General features: G+C 42.0%; 16 protein-coding genes and 6 tRNA genes. 8 read left to right on the top strand and 14 right to left on the bottom strand.

The genetic code is table 11. The annotated features are described in order from the left end of the window. The first annotated feature begins 41 nt into the window (after positions 1-41). Entirely contained in the window at positions 42-209 is a 168-nt protein-coding gene (gene rpmG, locus HKX40_RS08475; RefSeq protein ID WP_171589148.1) for a 50S ribosomal protein L33, read from the top strand. A gap of 48 nt (positions 210-257) precedes the next feature. Here rpmG and HKX40_RS08480 read toward each other — a convergent pair whose 3' ends face one another. From HKX40_RS08480 to HKX40_RS08510, 7 genes are all read right to left on the bottom strand, one after another. Next, complete coding sequence (locus HKX40_RS08480; RefSeq protein WP_171589232.1) at positions 258-1,028, bottom strand: GNAT family N-acetyltransferase; 771 nt, start codon at positions 1,026-1,028, stop codon at positions 258-260. 154 nt (positions 1,029-1,182) lie between these two features. Beyond that, entirely contained in the window at positions 1,183-2,526 is a 1,344-nt protein-coding gene (gene glmM / locus HKX40_RS08485) for a phosphoglucosamine mutase (protein WP_171589233.1), read from the bottom strand. Then, positions 2,513-3,370, bottom strand: coding sequence for a dihydropteroate synthase (gene folP / locus HKX40_RS08490; RefSeq protein ID WP_171589149.1), 858 nt, complete (start codon positions 3,368-3,370; stop codon positions 2,513-2,515). Before folP ends, glmM begins: the two co-directional genes overlap by 14 nt. Before the next feature lies 1 nt (position 3,371). After that, a complete protein-coding gene (ftsH, locus tag HKX40_RS08495) occupies positions 3,372-5,270 on the bottom strand; it encodes an ATP-dependent zinc metalloprotease FtsH (protein WP_171589150.1) in 1,899 nt (632 codons plus the stop codon). Positions 5,271-5,336: 66 nt separating this feature from the next. Then, complete coding sequence (gene bamC, locus HKX40_RS08500; RefSeq protein ID WP_171589151.1) at positions 5,337-6,455, bottom strand: outer membrane protein assembly factor BamC; 1,119 nt, start codon at positions 6,453-6,455, stop codon at positions 5,337-5,339. Positions 6,456-6,474: 19 nt separating this feature from the next. Further along, on the bottom strand, positions 6,475-7,377 hold the full coding sequence (gene dapA / locus HKX40_RS08505; protein ID WP_171589152.1) for a 4-hydroxy-tetrahydrodipicolinate synthase: 903 nt from the start codon (positions 7,375-7,377) through the stop codon (positions 6,475-6,477). Positions 7,378-7,517: 140 nt separating this feature from the next. Beyond that, positions 7,518-8,147: an L-threonylcarbamoyladenylate synthase gene (locus tag HKX40_RS08510; protein WP_171589153.1), complete on the bottom strand. Its 630-nt coding sequence runs from the start codon at positions 8,145-8,147 to the stop codon at positions 7,518-7,520. A 136-nt stretch (positions 8,148-8,283) separates the two neighbouring features. On the opposite strand from HKX40_RS08510, the gene HKX40_RS08515 reads away from it, so the two are divergent. The 3 genes from HKX40_RS08515 (at position 8,284) to HKX40_RS08525 (ending at position 8,943) form a co-directional block, all read left to right on the top strand. After that, a tRNA-Arg gene (locus HKX40_RS08515) sits at positions 8,284-8,360 on the top strand. Positions 8,361-8,783: 423 nt separating this feature from the next. After that, positions 8,784-8,859 (top strand) — tRNA-His (locus tag HKX40_RS08520). Positions 8,860-8,866: 7 nt separating this feature from the next. Beyond that, positions 8,867-8,943, top strand: a tRNA-Met gene (locus HKX40_RS08525). 196 nt (positions 8,944-9,139) lie between these two features. Here HKX40_RS08525 and HKX40_RS08530 read toward each other — a convergent pair. Then, positions 9,140-9,712, bottom strand: a complete 573-nt coding sequence (locus HKX40_RS08530) for an NUDIX hydrolase (RefSeq protein ID WP_171589154.1) — start codon at positions 9,710-9,712, stop codon at positions 9,140-9,142. Between the two features lie 357 nt (positions 9,713-10,069). Here HKX40_RS08530 and HKX40_RS08535 point away from each other — a divergent pair, with 357 nt between their 5' ends. Beyond that, on the top strand, positions 10,070-10,987 hold the full coding sequence (locus tag HKX40_RS08535) for an EamA family transporter (RefSeq protein ID WP_171589155.1): 918 nt from the start codon (positions 10,070-10,072) through the stop codon (positions 10,985-10,987). Positions 10,988-11,102: 115 nt separating this feature from the next. Here HKX40_RS08535 and HKX40_RS08540 read toward each other — a convergent pair whose 3' ends face one another. The 4 genes from HKX40_RS08540 to HKX40_RS08555 form a co-directional block, all read right to left on the bottom strand. Beyond that, on the bottom strand, positions 11,103-11,693 hold the full coding sequence (locus HKX40_RS08540; protein WP_246233651.1) for a cysteine hydrolase family protein: 591 nt from the start codon (positions 11,691-11,693) through the stop codon (positions 11,103-11,105). Between the two features lie 631 nt (positions 11,694-12,324). Further along, a tRNA-Pro gene (locus tag HKX40_RS08545) sits at positions 12,325-12,401 on the bottom strand. 16 nt (positions 12,402-12,417) lie between these two features. Further along, positions 12,418-12,508 (bottom strand) — tRNA-Ser (locus HKX40_RS08550). Positions 12,509-12,538: 30 nt separating this feature from the next. Then, a tRNA-Leu gene (locus HKX40_RS08555) sits at positions 12,539-12,628 on the bottom strand. Positions 12,629-12,946: 318 nt separating this feature from the next. Here HKX40_RS08555 and aat point away from each other — a divergent pair. The 3 genes from aat (at position 12,947) to HKX40_RS08570 (ending at position 15,752) form a co-directional block, all read left to right on the top strand. Continuing rightward, positions 12,947-13,702, top strand: coding sequence for a leucyl/phenylalanyl-tRNA--protein transferase (gene aat / locus HKX40_RS08560; RefSeq protein ID WP_171589156.1), 756 nt, complete (start codon positions 12,947-12,949; stop codon positions 13,700-13,702). Between the two features lie 78 nt (positions 13,703-13,780). Further along, on the top strand, positions 13,781-14,503 hold the full coding sequence (locus HKX40_RS08565) for an arginyltransferase (protein ID WP_171589157.1): 723 nt from the start codon (positions 13,781-13,783) through the stop codon (positions 14,501-14,503). A 205-nt stretch (positions 14,504-14,708) separates the two neighbouring features. Continuing rightward, positions 14,709-15,752: a quinone-dependent dihydroorotate dehydrogenase gene (locus HKX40_RS08570; RefSeq protein WP_246233653.1), complete on the top strand. Its 1,044-nt coding sequence runs from the start codon at positions 14,709-14,711 to the stop codon at positions 15,750-15,752. 105 nt (positions 15,753-15,857) lie between these two features. Here the strand turns inward: HKX40_RS08570 and HKX40_RS08575 are convergent, their stop codons facing one another. Together HKX40_RS08575 and accD are read right to left on the bottom strand one after the other, a co-directional pair. Further along, positions 15,858-17,699: an ABC transporter ATP-binding protein gene (locus HKX40_RS08575; protein WP_216605215.1), complete on the bottom strand. Its 1,842-nt coding sequence runs from the start codon at positions 17,697-17,699 to the stop codon at positions 15,858-15,860. A gap of 246 nt (positions 17,700-17,945) precedes the next feature. Beyond that, the gene (gene accD / locus HKX40_RS08580) at positions 17,946-18,821 is read right to left on the bottom strand and encodes an acetyl-CoA carboxylase, carboxyltransferase subunit beta (protein ID WP_171589160.1); all 876 of its coding nucleotides are present in this window, start codon (positions 18,819-18,821) and stop codon (positions 17,946-17,948) included. Positions 18,822-18,847 lie beyond the last annotated feature (26 nt).

The following is an 18,847-nucleotide window of genomic DNA, read 5'->3' on the forward strand; positions in this document are numbered from 1 at the left end:
GCCTTGGGTGCTTAAATTTCATTATTCCCTAGGAGCTTAACATGGCAAAAGGTATTCGTGAAAAAATCAAATTAGAGTCTAGTGCTGGTACTGGTCACTTCTATACTACGACTAAGAACAAACGTAGCATGCCAGAAAAGATGGTCATCAAGAAATATGATCCAGTTGCTCGCAAGCATGTAGAATACAAAGAGACTAAACTTAAATAATCCGTTTAGCCTCCTAATAAAAACCTCGCTAATTAGCGAGGTTTTTTGTTATAGACCAAAATGTTTACGATAACGCGGATCCATACTCAGCGAATCAATAATTACAGGGAAATCCGCCGCATTAAAGTCCTTATCCCAAGCGGGTTCGCCACAAATACGGGCTCCAATTTTAAGATAACCTTTAATAAGAGGGGGAATCTTTACCTTCTCATCTACAGCATTAAATTTCTCTAAATTCTCTAAGGGATAGGGTTGTAACGGTCTGATATAAGGCAAATCAGGGTGGAGTTCCTTTTCTTGTTTAGCAGCACGCCAAACCTCAGCCGCCTGAATACCGCCATCTGCCAAGCTTACACTAGCACACCCCAACATATAACGGTAATTATTCATCCGCAAATATTGTGCAAGCCCTGTCCATAGCAACATAATAGCAGCCCCACTCCGATAATCAGGATGGGTGCAAGAACGACCACACTCTGTTAACTCTGAACGAATGCCTGCTAACTGACTTAAGTCAAACTCTGACTCTGAATAATAACCACCCGCTTTAATTGCATTTTCTGGACTCATTATGCGATAGGTACCAACAACTTGATTGGTTCGCACATCACAAACCATCAGATGCTCACAAAATATATCAAATCGGTCCTTATCAACACCATCCACTGCATCAGGGAAAACCGCCCCCATCTCTTGTGTATAAATATCAAAGCGCAACCGTTGCAATGCTTCAATTTCTTCCGGCGTCGTCGCAATACCAAGCACCAATCCCCTCTCATTGGGATTATCAGATGATGGCGTCCTGAGTAATTCACGCATATACGAACTATTTTCCCTAACTCCGCGACCAATCACAACGTAAAAGGTCTGACTGTCTTCAACAATCAGTGTATGGGTAAACAATGCTAACATTACTCAAATGATATAGCACCAAACCATACACCGTCGCTAGACCTTATTGTAACTGATTTTATTATTTTCTTAAATCAACTGCAGCCAAAATATCGACACACTCTTTAGCCAAAGCATAGTTAGGGGCTTCAACCATCAAACGTAATTTAGGCTCTGTTCCTGAGGCACGAATTAACGTGCGGCCTTGACCATTAAGACGCTGCTCGACCTCTTCTTGTGCTGCCTTAAGTCCAGCATGATTTTTCCAATCTATGCCTTTCTCAATAGGTACATTAATCATCACTTGTGGATACATCTCTAGGTCTTTAACCCATTCTTTCAGCGTTGTATTATTACGCACCAAACCACTTAACACTTGTAATGCCGCAATAATACCATCCCCTGTCGTATGACGATCAAGACACAGTAAGTGGCCTGAACCCTCACCACCATACAGCCAACCATGTTGTTGCAACTGCTCCATCACATAGCGGTCACCCACATTCGCACGTACAAACGGGATACTCATCTCTTGCATACGTTTTTCGAAACCGTAGTTTGTCATCAATGTACCAACCACCCCATTGACAGGACCTTGTTGTAAACGGTCTAATATCACGGCATAAAGTAGCTGGTCACCATTGTAAATATTACCTCGTGCATCTACCATTTGGATACGATCCGCATCACCATCTAGTGCTACTCCATAATCTGCACGATAGGCATTCACCGTAGACACTAACACTTCAGGGTGTAATGCACCAACATTTTTATTAATATTGAAACCATCAGGACTTGACCCGATAGTAATAACCTCTGCTCCTAACTCCTGAAACACATGGGGAGCAACTTGGTAAGCAGCACCATGAGCACTATCTACAACAATACGTAGACCTCGCAGATTCAAATCATGCGGAAAAGTACTTTTACAAAACTCAATATAACGACCAGCCGCATCCTCAATACGTTTGGCACGCCCAATCTTTTCTGATTCTACACACCCTACAGGCTGATCAAGTAATCGCTCAATCTCTTCTTCTACTTCATCAGGCAATTTAGTACCATCTTCAGAGAAGAATTTAATACCATTGTCATCATAAGGATTATGAGACGCACTAATTACAACACCAGCATCTAAACGTAAAGCTCGAGTTAAATAGGCGACGGCTGGTGTAGGAATGGGGCCAGCAAGTAATACATCAATACCCGCCGCACTTAACCCAGCCTCTAGAGCGGATTCCAACATGTAACCTGAAATACGTGTATCCTTACCAATCAAAACGCTAGGGCGAGTATTCCCTTCATGCTTAGAGGTTAAAACTAATCCTGCTGCATATCCCAAACGTAGTGCAAACTCTGCATTAATAACAGCTCCACCTACTTTTCCACGTACACCATCTGTACCAAAATACTTACGACCCATAATGAGACTCCTGTTCAATCGCTTGCCATACATCCACTGCATTTCTGGTTTGCCATACGTCGTGTACTCGTAAAACTTCAGCACCTCTGGCTACACCTGCTAGACCAGCACTCAAACTACCTGGCAAACGATGATGGACATCTTGCCCTGTAACAGCACCAATCATTGATTTACGAGAAACACCCACAAGGATGGGAAGCTGTAAATGCTTAAAAACAGATAAATTTGCTAATAGCTGATAATTTTGTTGAACGGTCTTGCCAAACAACCCGAAACCAGGATCAATCATAATCCTATTGTCACTAATCCCCTTCTCGTGCATCAGTTTGACACGTTCTTGCAAGAAATCATAAACAGCTTGTGTCACATTCCCTGCATAGTCAGGAGGACTGACCTGCATTGTATTGGGTTCTCCCACCATATGCATGATGCACACCCCACATTGAGGGTACTGAGCAATCACATCCATAGCACCAGGTTGTTGTAACGCATAAATATCATTAATCATATCAGCACCAGCATCTAGTGCTGCTGCCATCACACCCGGTTTAAAAGTATCAATAGAAAGTGGGACACCGCAATTTTTGAGGCCTTCAATCACAGGAAGAATTCGACGTAACTCCTCTTCTTCACTCACAGGATCAGCTCCAGGACGAGTAGACTCCCCACCAATATCTAGAATATCAGCACCTTCTTGAACAAGTTGCAATCCATGCTGTATCGCCTGTTCCGCCGCATAATGCTGCATACCATCCGAAAAAGAATCAGGGGTAACGTTCACTATCCCCATAACAAAAGGACGTTCAAACCGAAGTTTGAAACGCCCACATTGAAAATCTTTGCTCATATTAGACAGATTTCACTTCGTTTTGTACTACAGTAGCTCCCGCAGCAGGTGGCTTTGCATCACTACGGTTGTCATAAGGTTTGTCTGGCTCATGAGGAGGACGTGGCTCCTTGCCATCCATAATATCCTTGATTTGATCTGCATCAATGGTTTCCCACTCAAGTAAAGCTTTAGCCATCATTTCCATCTTGTCACGATTAGCCTCAATCAAATCACGCGCTACTTTGTACTGAGCATCAATAATCTTACGGATTTCTGTATCGACCTTCTGCATTGTCGCTTCAGAAACATGAGTTGTTTTAGTCACGCTACGACCTAAGAAAACTTCATTCTCATTTTCTGCATATACCATAGGACCTAACGATTCTGTCATACCATAACGAGTAACAATATCACGCGCCAAGGAGGTTGCACGCTCAAAGTCGTTAGAAGCACCTGTTGTCATTTGATTCATAAAGACTTCTTCTGCAATACGCCCCCCAAATAACACTGAAATCATATTCAGTAAACGCTCTTTGTCCATACTATAACGATCACCTTCAGGTAACTGCATAGTGACACCTAATGCACGTCCACGAGGAATAATAGTTACTTTATGAACAGGATCCGTCTTAGGCAAAAGATAAGCCACAATCGCATGACCAGACTCATGGTAAGCTGTATTCTTACGCTCTTCCTCTGGCATCACAATAGAACGACGTTCTGCACCCATGATGATTTTGTCTTTAGCTTTTTCAAAATCAACCATATCCACTGTACGACCGTTACGACGAGCAGCAAACAGTGCAGCCTCATTAACCAAGTTGGCTAAATCAGCTCCCGAGAAACCAGGTGTACCACGTGCTAATACTGAAGCATTAACATTAGGAGCCAAAGGCACTTTACGCATGTGAACGTTCAGAATTTGCTCACGTCCTCTCACATCAGGGAGATTTACCACAACCTGACGGTCAAAACGACCAGGACGCAATAAAGCGGGGTCAAGGACATCAGGGCGGTTAGTTGCCGCAATGACGATCACAGATTGACCTGACTCAAAACCATCCATTTCTACCAGCATTTGGTTAAGTGTCTGTTCACGTTCATCGTTGCCACCACCAACACCAGCACCACGTTGACGACCAACGGCATCAATCTCATCAATGAAGATAATGCAAGGAGCGTGTTTTTTGGCGTTTTCAAACATATCACGTACACGTGAAGCACCCACACCCACAAACATTTCCACGAAATCCGAACCAGAAATTGTGAAAAATGGTACTTTAGCCTCTCCTGCAATCGCCTTGGCAAGCAAAGTTTTACCTGTTCCAGGAGGACCTACCATTAAGACACCACGAGGAATACGTCCACCTAAACGCTGGAATTTAGAGGGGTCACGCAAGAAATCTACTAATTCTTGTACATCCTCTTTGGCTTCATCAACACCTGCCACATCAGCAAAAGTCACATGGTTGCTATTTTCATCAAGCATACGCGCACGCGACTTACCAAAGCTAAATGCTCCCCCTTTGCCACCACCTTGCATTTGGCGCATAAAGAAAATCCACACGCCGATTAAAAGCAGCATAGGGAACCATGAAATAAAGGCTGTTGCTAAGAAAGAGCTTCTTTCAGCAGGCTTAGCAATCACTTTTACACCATCATTCATCAAATCACTTACCATCCAAAGATCATTTGGACTGGTTAGCTCATATACTCGTCCATCTGTCGGCGTCACTGTCAAGGTGTTGCCTTGAATTTCTACCGTACTGATTTTGCCTGCTTTAGCATCTGCCATAAACTGACTATATGAAATGCCATTGGGGTTAGACATACCTGAACCGTCATACTGTCTAAACACGGTAAACAGCACAACGATAAAAATCGCCCACATAGCAAATTTTGAAAATGAATTTTTCAACGTAAAATACTCCTGCTACGCCTTGAAAGCCAATAAGTCAGGCATACTGCCTGACCCCATTTAATTTTATAAACGCTCGCGAATCACACTTAAAATACGCAATGCTGTCTCAGAATTGTCTACATTGCCATTGCTATCACGAACAGTAACGACGGATTGACCACCACCACTTGCTACATTAATTGTATAAGGTACTGGGGTAATGTTGCCATTATCACCAAACAAGCGAGAGAAAATATTGCTTTCTTTACGTTTCTCACCTGTATCTGTATCAAGATAACGCACAACATAATTACCTGCTGCACTATCAGAGCTATCCATTGTAAAACCCGCCCCTGATAAAGCATAGCCTACATCACGATAGACATCCTCACGCGAACCAACGACAGCCAAAGCTGCTTGACCATTGATAAAACTTGCCTTAGTCTGTGCTGCTGCTTCTGCATGTGCTGATTTCACCGCCTCTTGGGCTTGCTCTTTAGGCATACCCATATAGGCCATCAGGCGAGACAACATCACTGCATTGAGCTCTTGATCCTCTGGAGCAGGCAACCACTTGAAAGTCGTACCATCTTTGTCCATTTGTGTTTCTACTAAACGCTCATGACGAATGTACACTTCTGTCTTGCCATTTACTCGCTCAAGACGAGTAGTAAACCGGTCTCGCTCACCACTATCAGCTACCATATCAATAATACTGCCTAGTGTACGACGTAAGAAGTCACCAGGAATCTTGGCTCGGTTTTCTGCCCAATCTGTTTCAATAAGGCCTGATTGAGGATTTTCACGATTGATAGTAAAACCCTCACTCGCCCAGAAGCCAAGTACATCTTTGTATACTTTAGAAGCATCACGATCGACTTGCAACCAACGCCTATCACCAGAACGCATTACTTGCATACCGTCACCTACAGGCAACACGCCACCTGTTGCGGCCCTTTCTTTAGCTGCCTTATCAACGGCCTTGTTATAAGCCACAGCTGATGCAGAACCAGCATAAGTAGAGTACTGAGGACTGAGCTGCGTACTTGCCAAGTCTGGAGGTAGTGTCAGTGGATTACCACGTACAGTGCTCTTGTAGTCCACTTGTTCAGAATTCATTAAGTCATCTACAGTGCTGCATGCTGTCACAGAAAGTGCTAATAACGCAGTTACGGCAATACGATGAGTTGTGTTGATACGCATTGTCAAAAATCCTTTTAATTTAAATTAAACCCACTTGTTTCAATGCGGCACTAACAACAGCTTTGTTAGTCTCAGACATTGGACACAAAGGCAAACGATAACCTAATTGTGACAATCCCATGCTAGCAACTGCATATTTAACAGGGATTGGATTAGCCTCAATGAAAAGTACGCGGTTCAAAGTCGCTAATTTACCATTTAATTCACGTACACGGGGCAAATCTCCCTGAGCAGCTGCCACGCATAATTCGTGAACTAGACGAGGAGCTACATTAGCAGTCACAGAAATATTAGCTTGTCCACCAAGCATAATTAACGCTGCTGCGGTAGGGTCATCACCAGAATACACTTGGAAATGGGCTGGCTTATCACGCAAAAGCTCTCCCAAACGACTAATATCTCCAGTCGCATCCTTGATTCCCATAATACCGGGAACCTGAGCAAGTCGCAAAATTGTGTCATTGGACATATTAGCCACGGTACGACCTGGAACATTATACAAAATAGTAGGTAGACTTGTATTTTCAGCAATCGCTTTAAAATGCTGATACATACCCTCCTGTGTAGGTTTGTTGTAGTAAGGAACTACCGACAAACCTGCTTGAGCCCCTGCTTTCTCAGCTTGTTGTGCAAGAAAAATTGCCTCTTTAGTAGAGTTAGCTCCTACCCCCGCGATAACCGGAATTCTACCAGCCGCATGTTCTACCGCTGTATGAATCAAACGAGTGTGCTCTTCAAAGTCAACTGTTGGAGATTCACCAGAAGTCCCTACTACGACAAGAGCATCTGAACCCTCTTGCACATGCCAATCGATTAATTTCTTGTAAGCATCATAGTCAATTGCTCCGTCGGGAAGCATTGGCGTAATTAATGCAGGAATGCTACCTGTAAACTGAGGATATTGAAACTCATTGACTGCCATAAGTTGTCACCCTAAAAAATATAAAAACCGATAGCATATTAGTTTAATGGAAAAATGAGTGGAATAACGTGTAAAGCACTTTAAAAATAGAAATTATTGTTACTTGAGAATACTAAATTGTATAAAACCCCCAATACCCCTTAAGCCGCCAGCCCGAGCTGTGCTGGATCACCAGCTCCTAGACGCACTACTTCAGGCGTTTTACCTGACAAATCAATCACAGTCGTAGGATTGACAGGCACGGACTCTGCTGCAATCACTCCTCCCAGTTGTCCCTTATAGTCATCAATAAAGTCTTCATAATGAGTAAAAACCTCCTCTCCCCCTTCAGGAATAAAGGTGGTAGATAACAAAGGCTCACCGACTTCTTCAATCAACGCCAACAATACTTTATGATTAGGAATACGAATACCTATAGTTTTACGCGATGGATGGGACACTCGACGAGGCACTTCCTTGGTCGCTTCAAGAATAAAAGTCCATGGACCAGGCGTCGCCAATTTAAGTAAACGATATTGCTGATTATCCACCTTGGCAAAATGGGCAATTTCCGACAAATCACGGCAGAGCAACGTCAACAAATGTCGCTCATCAAGCCCACGAATACGTCGCAAATTTTTAGCTGCATCCACATCATCTAGACGTGCCACCACCGCATACCCAGAATCAGTAGGCACCGCAACCAACTCTCCATCTCTAATCAACAATGCTGCCTGATAAATCAATCGTTGTTGCGGATTATCTGGATGTATTTCAAATAACATACTCATAAGTCGTAAACCCCCATCGCCGTAAAACCATCGCTAAAACATTACCCCAAACATCGCAAGCACCACCTAAACTATTTTACCAAAAGTCTTCCTTTAAGACATATCTTAAAAAATCAGGTATAATTTTTCGCTTAACGTCCCCATAGCTCAACTGGATAGAGCAACCGCCTTCTAAGCGGTAGGTTGTGAGTTCGATTCTCGCTGGGGGCGCCAACCCAATGTTCTATACATTGTATGAAGATATTTAAACCCTGTAAGACATTTGATTTTACAGGGTTTTTTAGTATTTAGCGTTTTTAACACATTTCATAAAAACACTTGCAGACGCACAAAAATGTGGGTTAGAACCCTCAAGAGTGTATCAGGTCCAATTAAGCCCAAGCGTATGGATTGACAATAGTGGCACATCAAGCAAACCTAGACATTACTGCAAGCCATTCGCTAACTATTTTTCATGTGATAAACGTATTCGATGTTTTGTGCATATTAGATGGCAATCACCACCCTATACACAATCCATCTCTAGTTACCCTGCTTAAAAAGATTTCCCTTTTAACAAGTTGCGTTTTAACAACAAAAAATCAAATTTTTCTTGCTTGAATGTTGTGGGTAATGCTATAGTTTACATCTCTTGTGGTGACTGTAGCTCAGTTGGTAGAGTCCCGGATTGTGATTCCGGTTGTCGTGGGTTCGAGCCCCATCAGTCACCCCAGAATAGTGGCTCTTTAGCTCAGTCGGTTAGAGCGACGGAATCATAATCCGCAGGTCCCCCGTTCGAGTCGGGGAAGAGCCACCATTCACCTCCCCATCTAATGCTTCTATATCAGCACATATCCAACTCTTTCTAACAAAAGTTGAGAAATATTTTACCTTGACTTTTCAATCTAGTGCTACTTCCAATCCACTACAATTAATCTTCAATCTAGTGTTATTTCCACAATTCACTATAATTGGTCTGGTCTAACTTACACCTAATCCAACATAACTTACAATCAATCTAATGTAAATCGAGAAGTCTCAAACACACCTTTTTTCTTGCAGTCTAGATAATAGTGCAAAGTTGACTCTACTGTAGTAAAAGAAATCTCAGACCAAGGAATATCATCCAAGGCAAAAAGCCGCACTTCCAAGGACTCTTCTCCAGGATTAAATTCTGGGCTCAATACCTTGGCCAAGTAGTATATATGCACTTGACTCACGCCTGGAACATCCATCACCGTAAAAAGCGACCCCATCTCTATCACAGCTCCAGCCTCTTCAGAGGTTTCTCTCTGCGCGCCTTGAACCGTACTCTCTCCCATCTCCATAAAACCAGCAGGTAAAGTCCATTTCCCATACCTTGGCTCTATCGCCCTTTTGCATAATAAAATCTTATCTTCATAAACAGGCACTGTTCCCACCACAATCAGAGGGTTACGATAATGCACTGCTCCACAATGCGTACAACAATCACGCACTCGGTTATCCATAGGCGGACACATCTGTGTCAATGGAGATCCACACTGGGTACAATACTTCTGATGGACAGGAGCAGGAAAATAAAACGATGCATCTTTCTCTGTCATAGCACTCTCACCTTGGGAAGGGTAATCTCCTCATTGTACTAAATTACTACCAAGTCTCCCACTATCTACTCCAAGTTTTATCAAATCCCCCTCTAGTACCCCCCCTTTTTTATCTGCGTTACCCACTCATCCTCCTCTTACCAGGCTAGCTCACCTTTCCCGTCTACACTACTCAATTTCCTTATATGAACAATACTTTGTTCCCCAAAAAGTCACTAATCCATCATCTCCAAAACAAGCAAACTATATTTTTGATGGGAAAAAGCAACTATTTGACACTCGTCATAAAATTAAGCATTCACTAACAAAATTAAAAGGTCTATAATACGCCCTATTCAATTTTCCATGCAGTAAAAAATGTTTTCTAAACAAGTTACCAAGGGTTTTATTTTTGGTTGCTTAGGCTCTTGTTTTTATGGTTTAAACCCTTTATTTGGTTTACCGTTATATCAATTAGGTTTAGATCCTGACTCGGTGCTATTTTGCCGTTTTAGTGTTGCCTGCGCCATTCTTGCTGTCCTCATGCAAGTGCAAAAAATACCATTCTCCCTTACTAAAGCGGAGTTTGTTTCTTTTATTTTTGTAGGGGGTATGTTTGCTATATCCTCCCTTTCTCTGTTTATGAGCTACCAACTCATTGAAGCAGGAATTGCCTCCACTATTTTATTTATCTACCCTCTATTAGTAGCGGTGATTATGATGATATTCTTTAAAGAACATCTGAATTTCATCACCATGTTTTCAATTACTCTGGTTATTTTGGGCGTGTCCATGCTCTACAGAGGAGGAAACGGCACCACACTCAATCCATTTGGAGTATGGCTTGTCTTTATCTCAGCTTTGACTTATGCCATCTATATCGTGGCAGTCGAAAAATCCCCTCTACGCAATGTTCCTATTATTAAGTTAACTTTTTATAGTTTGTTGTGTAGTGCTACTGTATTTTTTGTTCGCCTTGATTTTGGCACCCAATTACAGTTGCCTTATTCTTCATCGCTACTTATCAATGTCATAGGACTTGCTGTAATCCCCACAGTACTTTCCCTTGTATTGATGAATCAATCTATTCAAATGATTGGATCAACCACCGCCTCTATTATTGGTGCTTTGGAGCCTATCACTGCCTTACTAGTCGGCGTATTCGTTTTCCATGAACATATGACTATTAGAATTTTTGTGGGTATTTTTATGATTTTATCAGCCATTGTACTCACCATTTCAGGCAAAGAAATACTACGCTATATTAATAGTCATTACCACCATTTTAGACATTAATAATTAAGCAATCCCTAGCACTGACCTCTGCCCCTTGCTAAAGCAAGGGGATGTCTGCAGTAGATACTGCTTATTGGTTCACCTTGGTGAGTTTGTGTGGCTATACCTTCATCATTCACACAAAACAATCTACAATATTCGCTGTATTAACAACAGTAGCAAACTCACCATGTAAACTTGCCAATGCCGTCTCGTGCATAAGCTGTGCAGGAAATTCTTGACCATCAACCCCCATTCTATTAAAAGTCGCTGTCGCATCAGCAACTAAAAAAACATCATAGCCATAATTTCCTGCCATTCTTGTCGTAGTCGATACACAATGATCCGTCGTTAACCCCACAATGACTAATTGCTTAATCTGCTTTTCGTCCAATAAAGTTTTTAATGGCGTGCCTATAAATGCACTATTAACTGTCTTTTGAATAATTCTCTCACCCTTTATTGGCATAACCTCTGGCTTAAACGCATGTCCTGGATGTGTAGGATAAAGACAGGACCGAGGGTTTGATGAGCAATGTTGAATATGAAAAATCGGCAAATGATGACGACGCCACAACTGCAGTAATTTTGCCGCATTAGCTTCAGCACAAGGATTACTCCTCTCTTTCCCCCAATAGTTAGGGACATCAAATCCTTGTTGAATATCAATTAACAATAAAGCAGCATTATCTAACGTAAGCATTTTATTTCCAAACTCTATTTCCATTCCTCACTCCTCACTAACACCATTGAACCATCCTATTTAAGAACCGTCAGACCACTGCATATCTCTCTCCGCAATTAGAAAGCATCCCCATATATTCATTGATACCTTGCACCATCTAATCTATAGGCGGATAACCTTAAAATTCCCATTGGTATTTTTATTGTTTTTAAATAACTCAAAAACTGTCCAAAAATCAAAAACATATGTTTTAGTTAAAACCGTTAAGTAAATTTCGCCTCCTTAAAAATCATAACTCATTGATTTAAATAAATCTCTTTTTTTAAAAAAGAGAATATAGAGTGTTTTAGTTAAGCAACGGTTAAGTAAATTTGATTATACTGAACATCATTTATAGGGTAAACAAAAGAAAAAGCAACCTGCTCCTCATCCACAATCATCAACTATCGCCAAAGCAATAGATAGGAAATATTATTGAAATGAACAGGCAACGAAAATGCTAACAGGATTTAAAAGCAGGATTTAGAGAAGAATGAAATGCGAAAGCCTCTTGCAGGCAGAGCAGTTGATGGAGTGAATACCAGCATTTAGGATGCTTACTATCCCAATTTGCCATACCAGCGCATTTTCCAGGCATAAAAAAACTGGCCTATAAGCCAGTTGTTTTGAGAAGTGGTCGGGACAGTAAGATTCGAACTTACGACCCTCTGGTCCCAAACCAGATGCGCTACCAGACTGCGCTATGCCCCGACTAAGACCACTTTGTTGGCGGGAGCTGTGAGATTCGAACTCACGAAGGGCTACAAACCCTCGCCGGTTTTCAAGACCGGTGCATTCAACCGCTCTGCCAAACTCCCGCATCACGCGACTCAAGAACCAAAAATCTCTGGTGCACTCGGCCGGAATCGAACCGGCACGGACGTTAAATGTCCGAGAGATTTTAAGTCTCTTGTGTCTACCTATTTCACCACGAGTGCGTCGTGTGAAGAATATAACTATACAGATAATTAAAAACTTTGTCTATGCCTTTAACTCAAAAATGTATAAATTGCCCTTTTTTGTATGATAAAAACAACAAAATTGAGTTCTTTAAAAATTTGTCTTCTTGTTTTACCCTCTCTTTACTTATACCTCCCTCTCCACGAATATCACTGGTGACACTACTCTTCAATCAATTAAATACCTTTTCTACGCATCCACACAAAGGCATAATAAAACTTTCCCTTTTTTAAGGGAATCAGCTAATATTCTCTTATGACAATTAAACTGTATACTCTATACCTCTTTGTACGCTAATGAGCATTACCCTGCCCCAACTATCTGCCAGCATAGTCTTTCCTCCATCAGAACAAGCGCTTAAACACCCTGATGGCTTGCTGGCATGGGGAGGAGATTTAAGTACAGAACGTTTGCTTGCTGCTTATCAACGGGGAATTTTTCCCTGGTGCTCAGCCAATGAGCCATTGTTATGGTGGACACCATCAGCCCGTATGGTTCTGCAATTTCAACACTTGCATATCTCTCACAGTCTAAAAAAGCAGCTACGTAAAATACAACGCAACCCCTTAGGTTCTCGTCAAGTCCGTATAGACACTGCTTTCACGGACGTAATGCGAGCTTGTGCAGGCAAACGACAACACCAAGAGGGAACATGGATTGCAGAAGATTTTATTCAAGCATACACGCAATTGCATAACCAAGGCTATGCCCATAGTGTAGAGCTATGGGAAGATGAGCAATTAATTGGAGGGCTATATGGAGTGAGCATAGGAAAAATGTTTTATGGGGAATCTATGTTTTCTCATCAAACTGATGCATCCAAAATTACTCTAGTCTTTTTAATGTATTATCTTGCTCTTCAAGGGGTTTATCTGGTGGATTGCCAACAAGAAACGCCTCATCTTACTAGTATGGGAGGAGCTTGTATTCCAAGGCAGTCCTTTGAGCAACACTTACAACTAGTCTGCCCTCAAGCCCCCATTCAATGGCAAAAAGGATTTGTGTGTCCTGACATCTTAGATTCTACTACGCCGATAGCTGCACTTGCATAATGAAGAGAAAGTCCGTATGCTTTAAAAAGCATTTCCTAGACTAATAACCTCGCCTACATACAATACAAATTATCCCTCATGACCCACGATACAATTCAACTCGGTCTTTTTCTCAGCAGCCCTTATGAATGCAGTTATTTGCCCAATAGGCAAGCTCGTTCGCAAGTCGTAGTACAGTCACATTGGATAACAACACCTATTTACTCAATATTAATTGAAGACGGTTTTCGTCGCAGTGGTATTTCTGTCTATCGACCTCGTTGTAGTCGTTGTCATATGTGTATTTCTGTGCGACTTATTGTGCCTGAGTTTGTCCCCACACGCACCCAGCGCCGCATATTTAAAAAGCATGCACAAACACTAACAGCAGAGCTTATCCAACAGCCTTATTTTGACCAGGAGCATTATGCGTTATATGAGCGTTACCAACGTCTACGTCATGCAGAAGCCGCACCAGAAACAACACCACAGGTCTATGAGGAATTTATTGTGCAATCCCTTATTAATACTCAATTTGTCTGTTTCCGCGATGAACAAGGGGTATTACGTATGGTTAGTGTATTTGATCGTGTAGAAAATGGCTTATCAGCTGTCTACACATTCTATGATCCTGAATATCCTGGCAGCCTAGGTACCTATGCAGTCATGTATTTAGCCAAATTATGTACTCAATGGAATCTGCCCTATTTATACCTAGGCTATTGGGTGGAAAATAGCGAAAAAATGCATTATAAGTTGAAATACCACCCGCTGGAATATTACCAACAAGGACAATGGACAAAAGATAAGCCCACTTTGTGAACATTTCTTTTTCTTTGCGTCAAAAGCCTCCAGTAGATATACTTTAGTTCCTTTCTCCTCGTCTACTAGGTGTAGGTAAAGGATAGCCACCATACACCAGTTACATCACTAGGTACAGTAGGAATTCTCTTGTATAAGCATAAAGGAGGAGAATAAACTTCCATGTTAAAATATGGGCTGGTTTTATTCACTCTCAGTCCTCATTATGCTTAACCCATACAAAATTGCTCGTCCCATTCTTTTTTCTATGGACGCAGAAAAAGCACATCACACCACCCTTCAAAGACTAAAAACACATTACAACAATCCTCTCTTGCGTTCATTGATTAGCAACCATATAGCACCATTACCCACCCGATTAATGGGGCTAACACTGCAAAATCCTGTAGGACTAGCAGCTGGTTTGGACAAAAATGGCGAGTATATTGATGCTCTCTCCAGTATGGGTTTTGGTTTTATTGAAGTGGGTACAGTGACTCCACGTGCTCAGCCTGGTAATCCGCAACCCCGCATGTTCCGCATTCCTAGCAAAGAATGTCTCATTAATCGGATGGGTTTTAACAATGAAGGTTTAGAAACCTTTCTTAACAATGTTCGTCAAAGTACTTATCGTCAAAAGGGCGGTATACTCGGTTTGAATCTTGGCAAGAATGCCACCACTCCCATAGAAAAAGCCAGTGAAGACTACCTCATTGGATTGGCTGGGGTATATCCTTTCGCCGATTACATTACCATCAATATTTCTTCACCCAACACAAAGAATCTTCGTGCATTACAAGGGGAAGATGAATTAAGTCAGCTACTTCGTCAACTTCAAGAAAAACGTTTAGCCCTGGCTGATGAGCATCAACGCTACGTTCCTATTGCAATTAAAATTGCACCTGATATGGATGAAGATCAAGTTAGTTCTATCGCCCATTTGCTCATCACCCATAAGATGGATGGTGTCATTGCTACCAATACCACTCTCTCTCGAGACTATGTAAAGGGATTGCCTCATGCCGAAGAAGCTGGGGGATTATCAGGCCCACCGGTACACGAGATGTCATTAAAAGTGATTCATAAGTTACGTAAAGAATTAGGCAAAGACTTTGCTATTATTGGTGTTGGCGGTATTATGTCTGGCAAACAAGCGGTAGAAAAAATACAGGCAGGGGCTAATGCTGTACAACTCTATACAGGTCTAGTTTACAAAGGACCGCGATTAGTCAAAGAATGTGTGGAATCTATTCGCCGTCATCATTCCTAAAGAAAATACTATTCTCATTCATAAAAAATCCATGCACTCTCCTCTACTGACAGTACATGGAAAAACTTGGCTGCAATAGATGTTGATATTCAACATCTATTGCGATTACTCTGCATGTGTTTGTAAAAAACCTCCACTCTGATGAGCCCAGAGTTTTGCATAAACCCCATTACGAGCGAGAAGTTCCTGATGTGTGCCTTGCTCAACAATCTGTCCTTTATCCATCACAATCAACCGATCCATCATCGCAATGGTTGATAAACGGTGTGCAATCGCAATGACTGTTTTATTTTCCATCAGCTCGCTTAAACTATCTTGGATAGCAAGTTCTACTTCAGAATCTAAAGCACTAGTTGCCTCATCCAGAATTAAGATAGGAGCATTTTTCAACATCACCCGTGCAATAGCAATACGCTGACGCTGTCCTCCTGATAATTTTACTCCCCGCTCACCTACATAAGCATCATATCCTGTGCGTCCCTTGGCATCCCGTAAAGCAGGAATAAACTCAGCGGCTTGAGCGCGACATGCGGCTTCTTGCATTTCAGCATCTGAGGCATCTACACGCCCATATTTGATATTGTCTCGTACTGAACGGTGTAATAATGAGGTGTCTTGTGTCACTAAACCGATATGGCGACGAAGGCTCTCCTGTTGGACATCTGCAATATTTTGTCCATCAATACGAATCTGCCCACTATTAATATCGTAAAATCGCAATAAAAGGTTCATCAATGTGGATTTTCCTGCCCCACTACGACCAACAAGCCCCACTTTCTCTCCGGGTCTGATGGTTAAATTAAAATCCTGTAAGAGCGTCTTGCCATCGGTATAGGTGAAATTCACATGGTCGAACACAATCTCCCCTTGTGACACGGTAAGTTTAGGGGCCCCCACTTTATCAAGGACCTTGCGTGGTTTACTCAATGTATTCATACCATCTTGGACAGTACCTAAATTCTCAAAAAGTCGAGCTGACTCCCACATCATCCAGTGAGACAAACCATGCACCCGTAACGACATAGCAGTTGCTGCAGCGATAGCACCAACACTCACAGAACCATTCATCCATAACCATAAGCCAATACCTGCTGTACCTGCCAGCAAGGTCATATTCATGGTCTGGTTAGCCACCTCCAAAAGCGTCACATAACGCATCTGACCGTGTACTGTTCCCAAAAACTCTTGCATAGAATCTTTGGCATACTTAATTTCTCGATTATCATAAGAAAACAATTTGACAGTCTGAATATTTGCATAAGCATCTGTTACCCTACCTGTCATCAAACTGCGAGCATCCGCTTGAATACGAGAAGACTTTGCTAAACGGGGGATAAACCAGAACAACGCCACAACAAACATCAATAGCCAAACTAAAAAAGGCAAAATCAACCATCCGTCAAATTGAAGCAAAATAACGCCCACTGTCAAGAAATAAACCGCCACATACACCATCATATCGGCAATACTCATGACAACATCACGTACCGCTAATGCAGTTTGCATCACTTTAGCGGATACCCGTCCAGCAAACTCATCTTGATAAAAGGCCAAACTTTGCCCCAACATCAAGCGGTGGTAATTCCATCGCAACCGCATGGGGAAAACACCTTGTAAACTTTGAAATCGGATACAACTGGAAAGTCCTACAACAGCAGGAAACAGCAATACAAGCACCGCCATCGTAATGATAGATGAGGATTTTTCAGCCCATAACTGACTAACATTGTAGTGTCCCATCCAATCCACGAGAGACCCCATAAACTTAAACAGCAAGGCTTCAAATGCCCCTATAACAGCTGAAAATACAATCAATAAAAGTAAATACTTTTTCAGTCCAGACAGTCCTGAAATAATAAACGGCACCACCCCTTTTTTAGGAGGTATGGGTTCCTCTTCTGGATAAGGATTAATCCGATTCTCAAACCATTCAAAAATAAAATTCATCATTGTTATAAAAAGAATATAGTGTTTGTTAGACCCACTTTATATTATTTAGAATATGGGCTTTATGCTGTATTTTTCAAGATAACCAAGAGGCTGTCTACATCATGCAGAATAATACTATGCCCCCAACAGAGGTTTAGTATCAATAACCCTATCTCACAGAAGGGCATATGCAAACAATAAATGCTCAAAAAAGAAAAAGGAGGGCACCACGCCCCCCCTACTATCTTACGGAATAGTGATAAGTTAAGAATTGTCCACCGCTTCAGAGGCTTGACGCATAAGTAAAGTCACCACACGCACTATTTCATTCTTCATATCTTTACGGCTGACCACCATATCAATGGCCCCTTTGTCCAACAGAAACTCAGCACGTTGAAATCCTTCAGGAAGCTGTTCGCGTACTGTTTGCTCAATCACACGGGGGCCAGCAAAACCAATTAATGCCTTGGGTTCAGCTATCACCACGTCTCCCATAAAGGCAAAACTTGCTGATACACCACCCATAGTAGGATCAGTAAGTACACTAATAAAGGGTAAACCATTCTCTGCTAAACGTGTCAACATAGCATTGGTCTTGGCCATCTGCATAAGAGAGAATAGGCTTTCTTGCATACGTGCCCCTCCCGACGCTGCTACGCAGATAAATGGCGTGCGATGTTCAATAGCAACTTGTACACCACGCACAAAACGCTCACCTACGACTGAACCCATAGAGCCTCCCATAAAGTTAAACTCAAAGGCTGCCAACACCACAGGGACAGAGGACATAGTACCACGCATCACAACCAATGCATCTGTCTCATCAGTCGATTTCATCGCCTCACTGATACGGTCAGGGTATTTGCGAGAGTCTTTAAACTTTAAGGGGTCTGTAGAACGAACGTTTGCCCCAATTTCCTCTCTATCCTCGGCATCTAATAGGATATTAATGCGTTCGCGAGCACTAATACGCAAATGATGATCACACTTAGGACATACATTGAGATTTTTAATTAAGTCATCATGATAAAGGGCGGTTTCGCATGAAGGACATTTAACCCATACCCCTTCTGGCACACGACGACCTGCGTTTTCTGAACGCTTAATTTTGGGAGGAAAAACCTTATCTAACCAGCTCATTATTGTTCCTTTGTTATACGGAAATG

Source organism: Pelistega europaea, assembly GCF_013133775.1.
GTDB classification, from domain to species: Bacteria; Pseudomonadota; Gammaproteobacteria; order Burkholderiales; family Burkholderiaceae_B; genus Taylorella; species Taylorella europaea.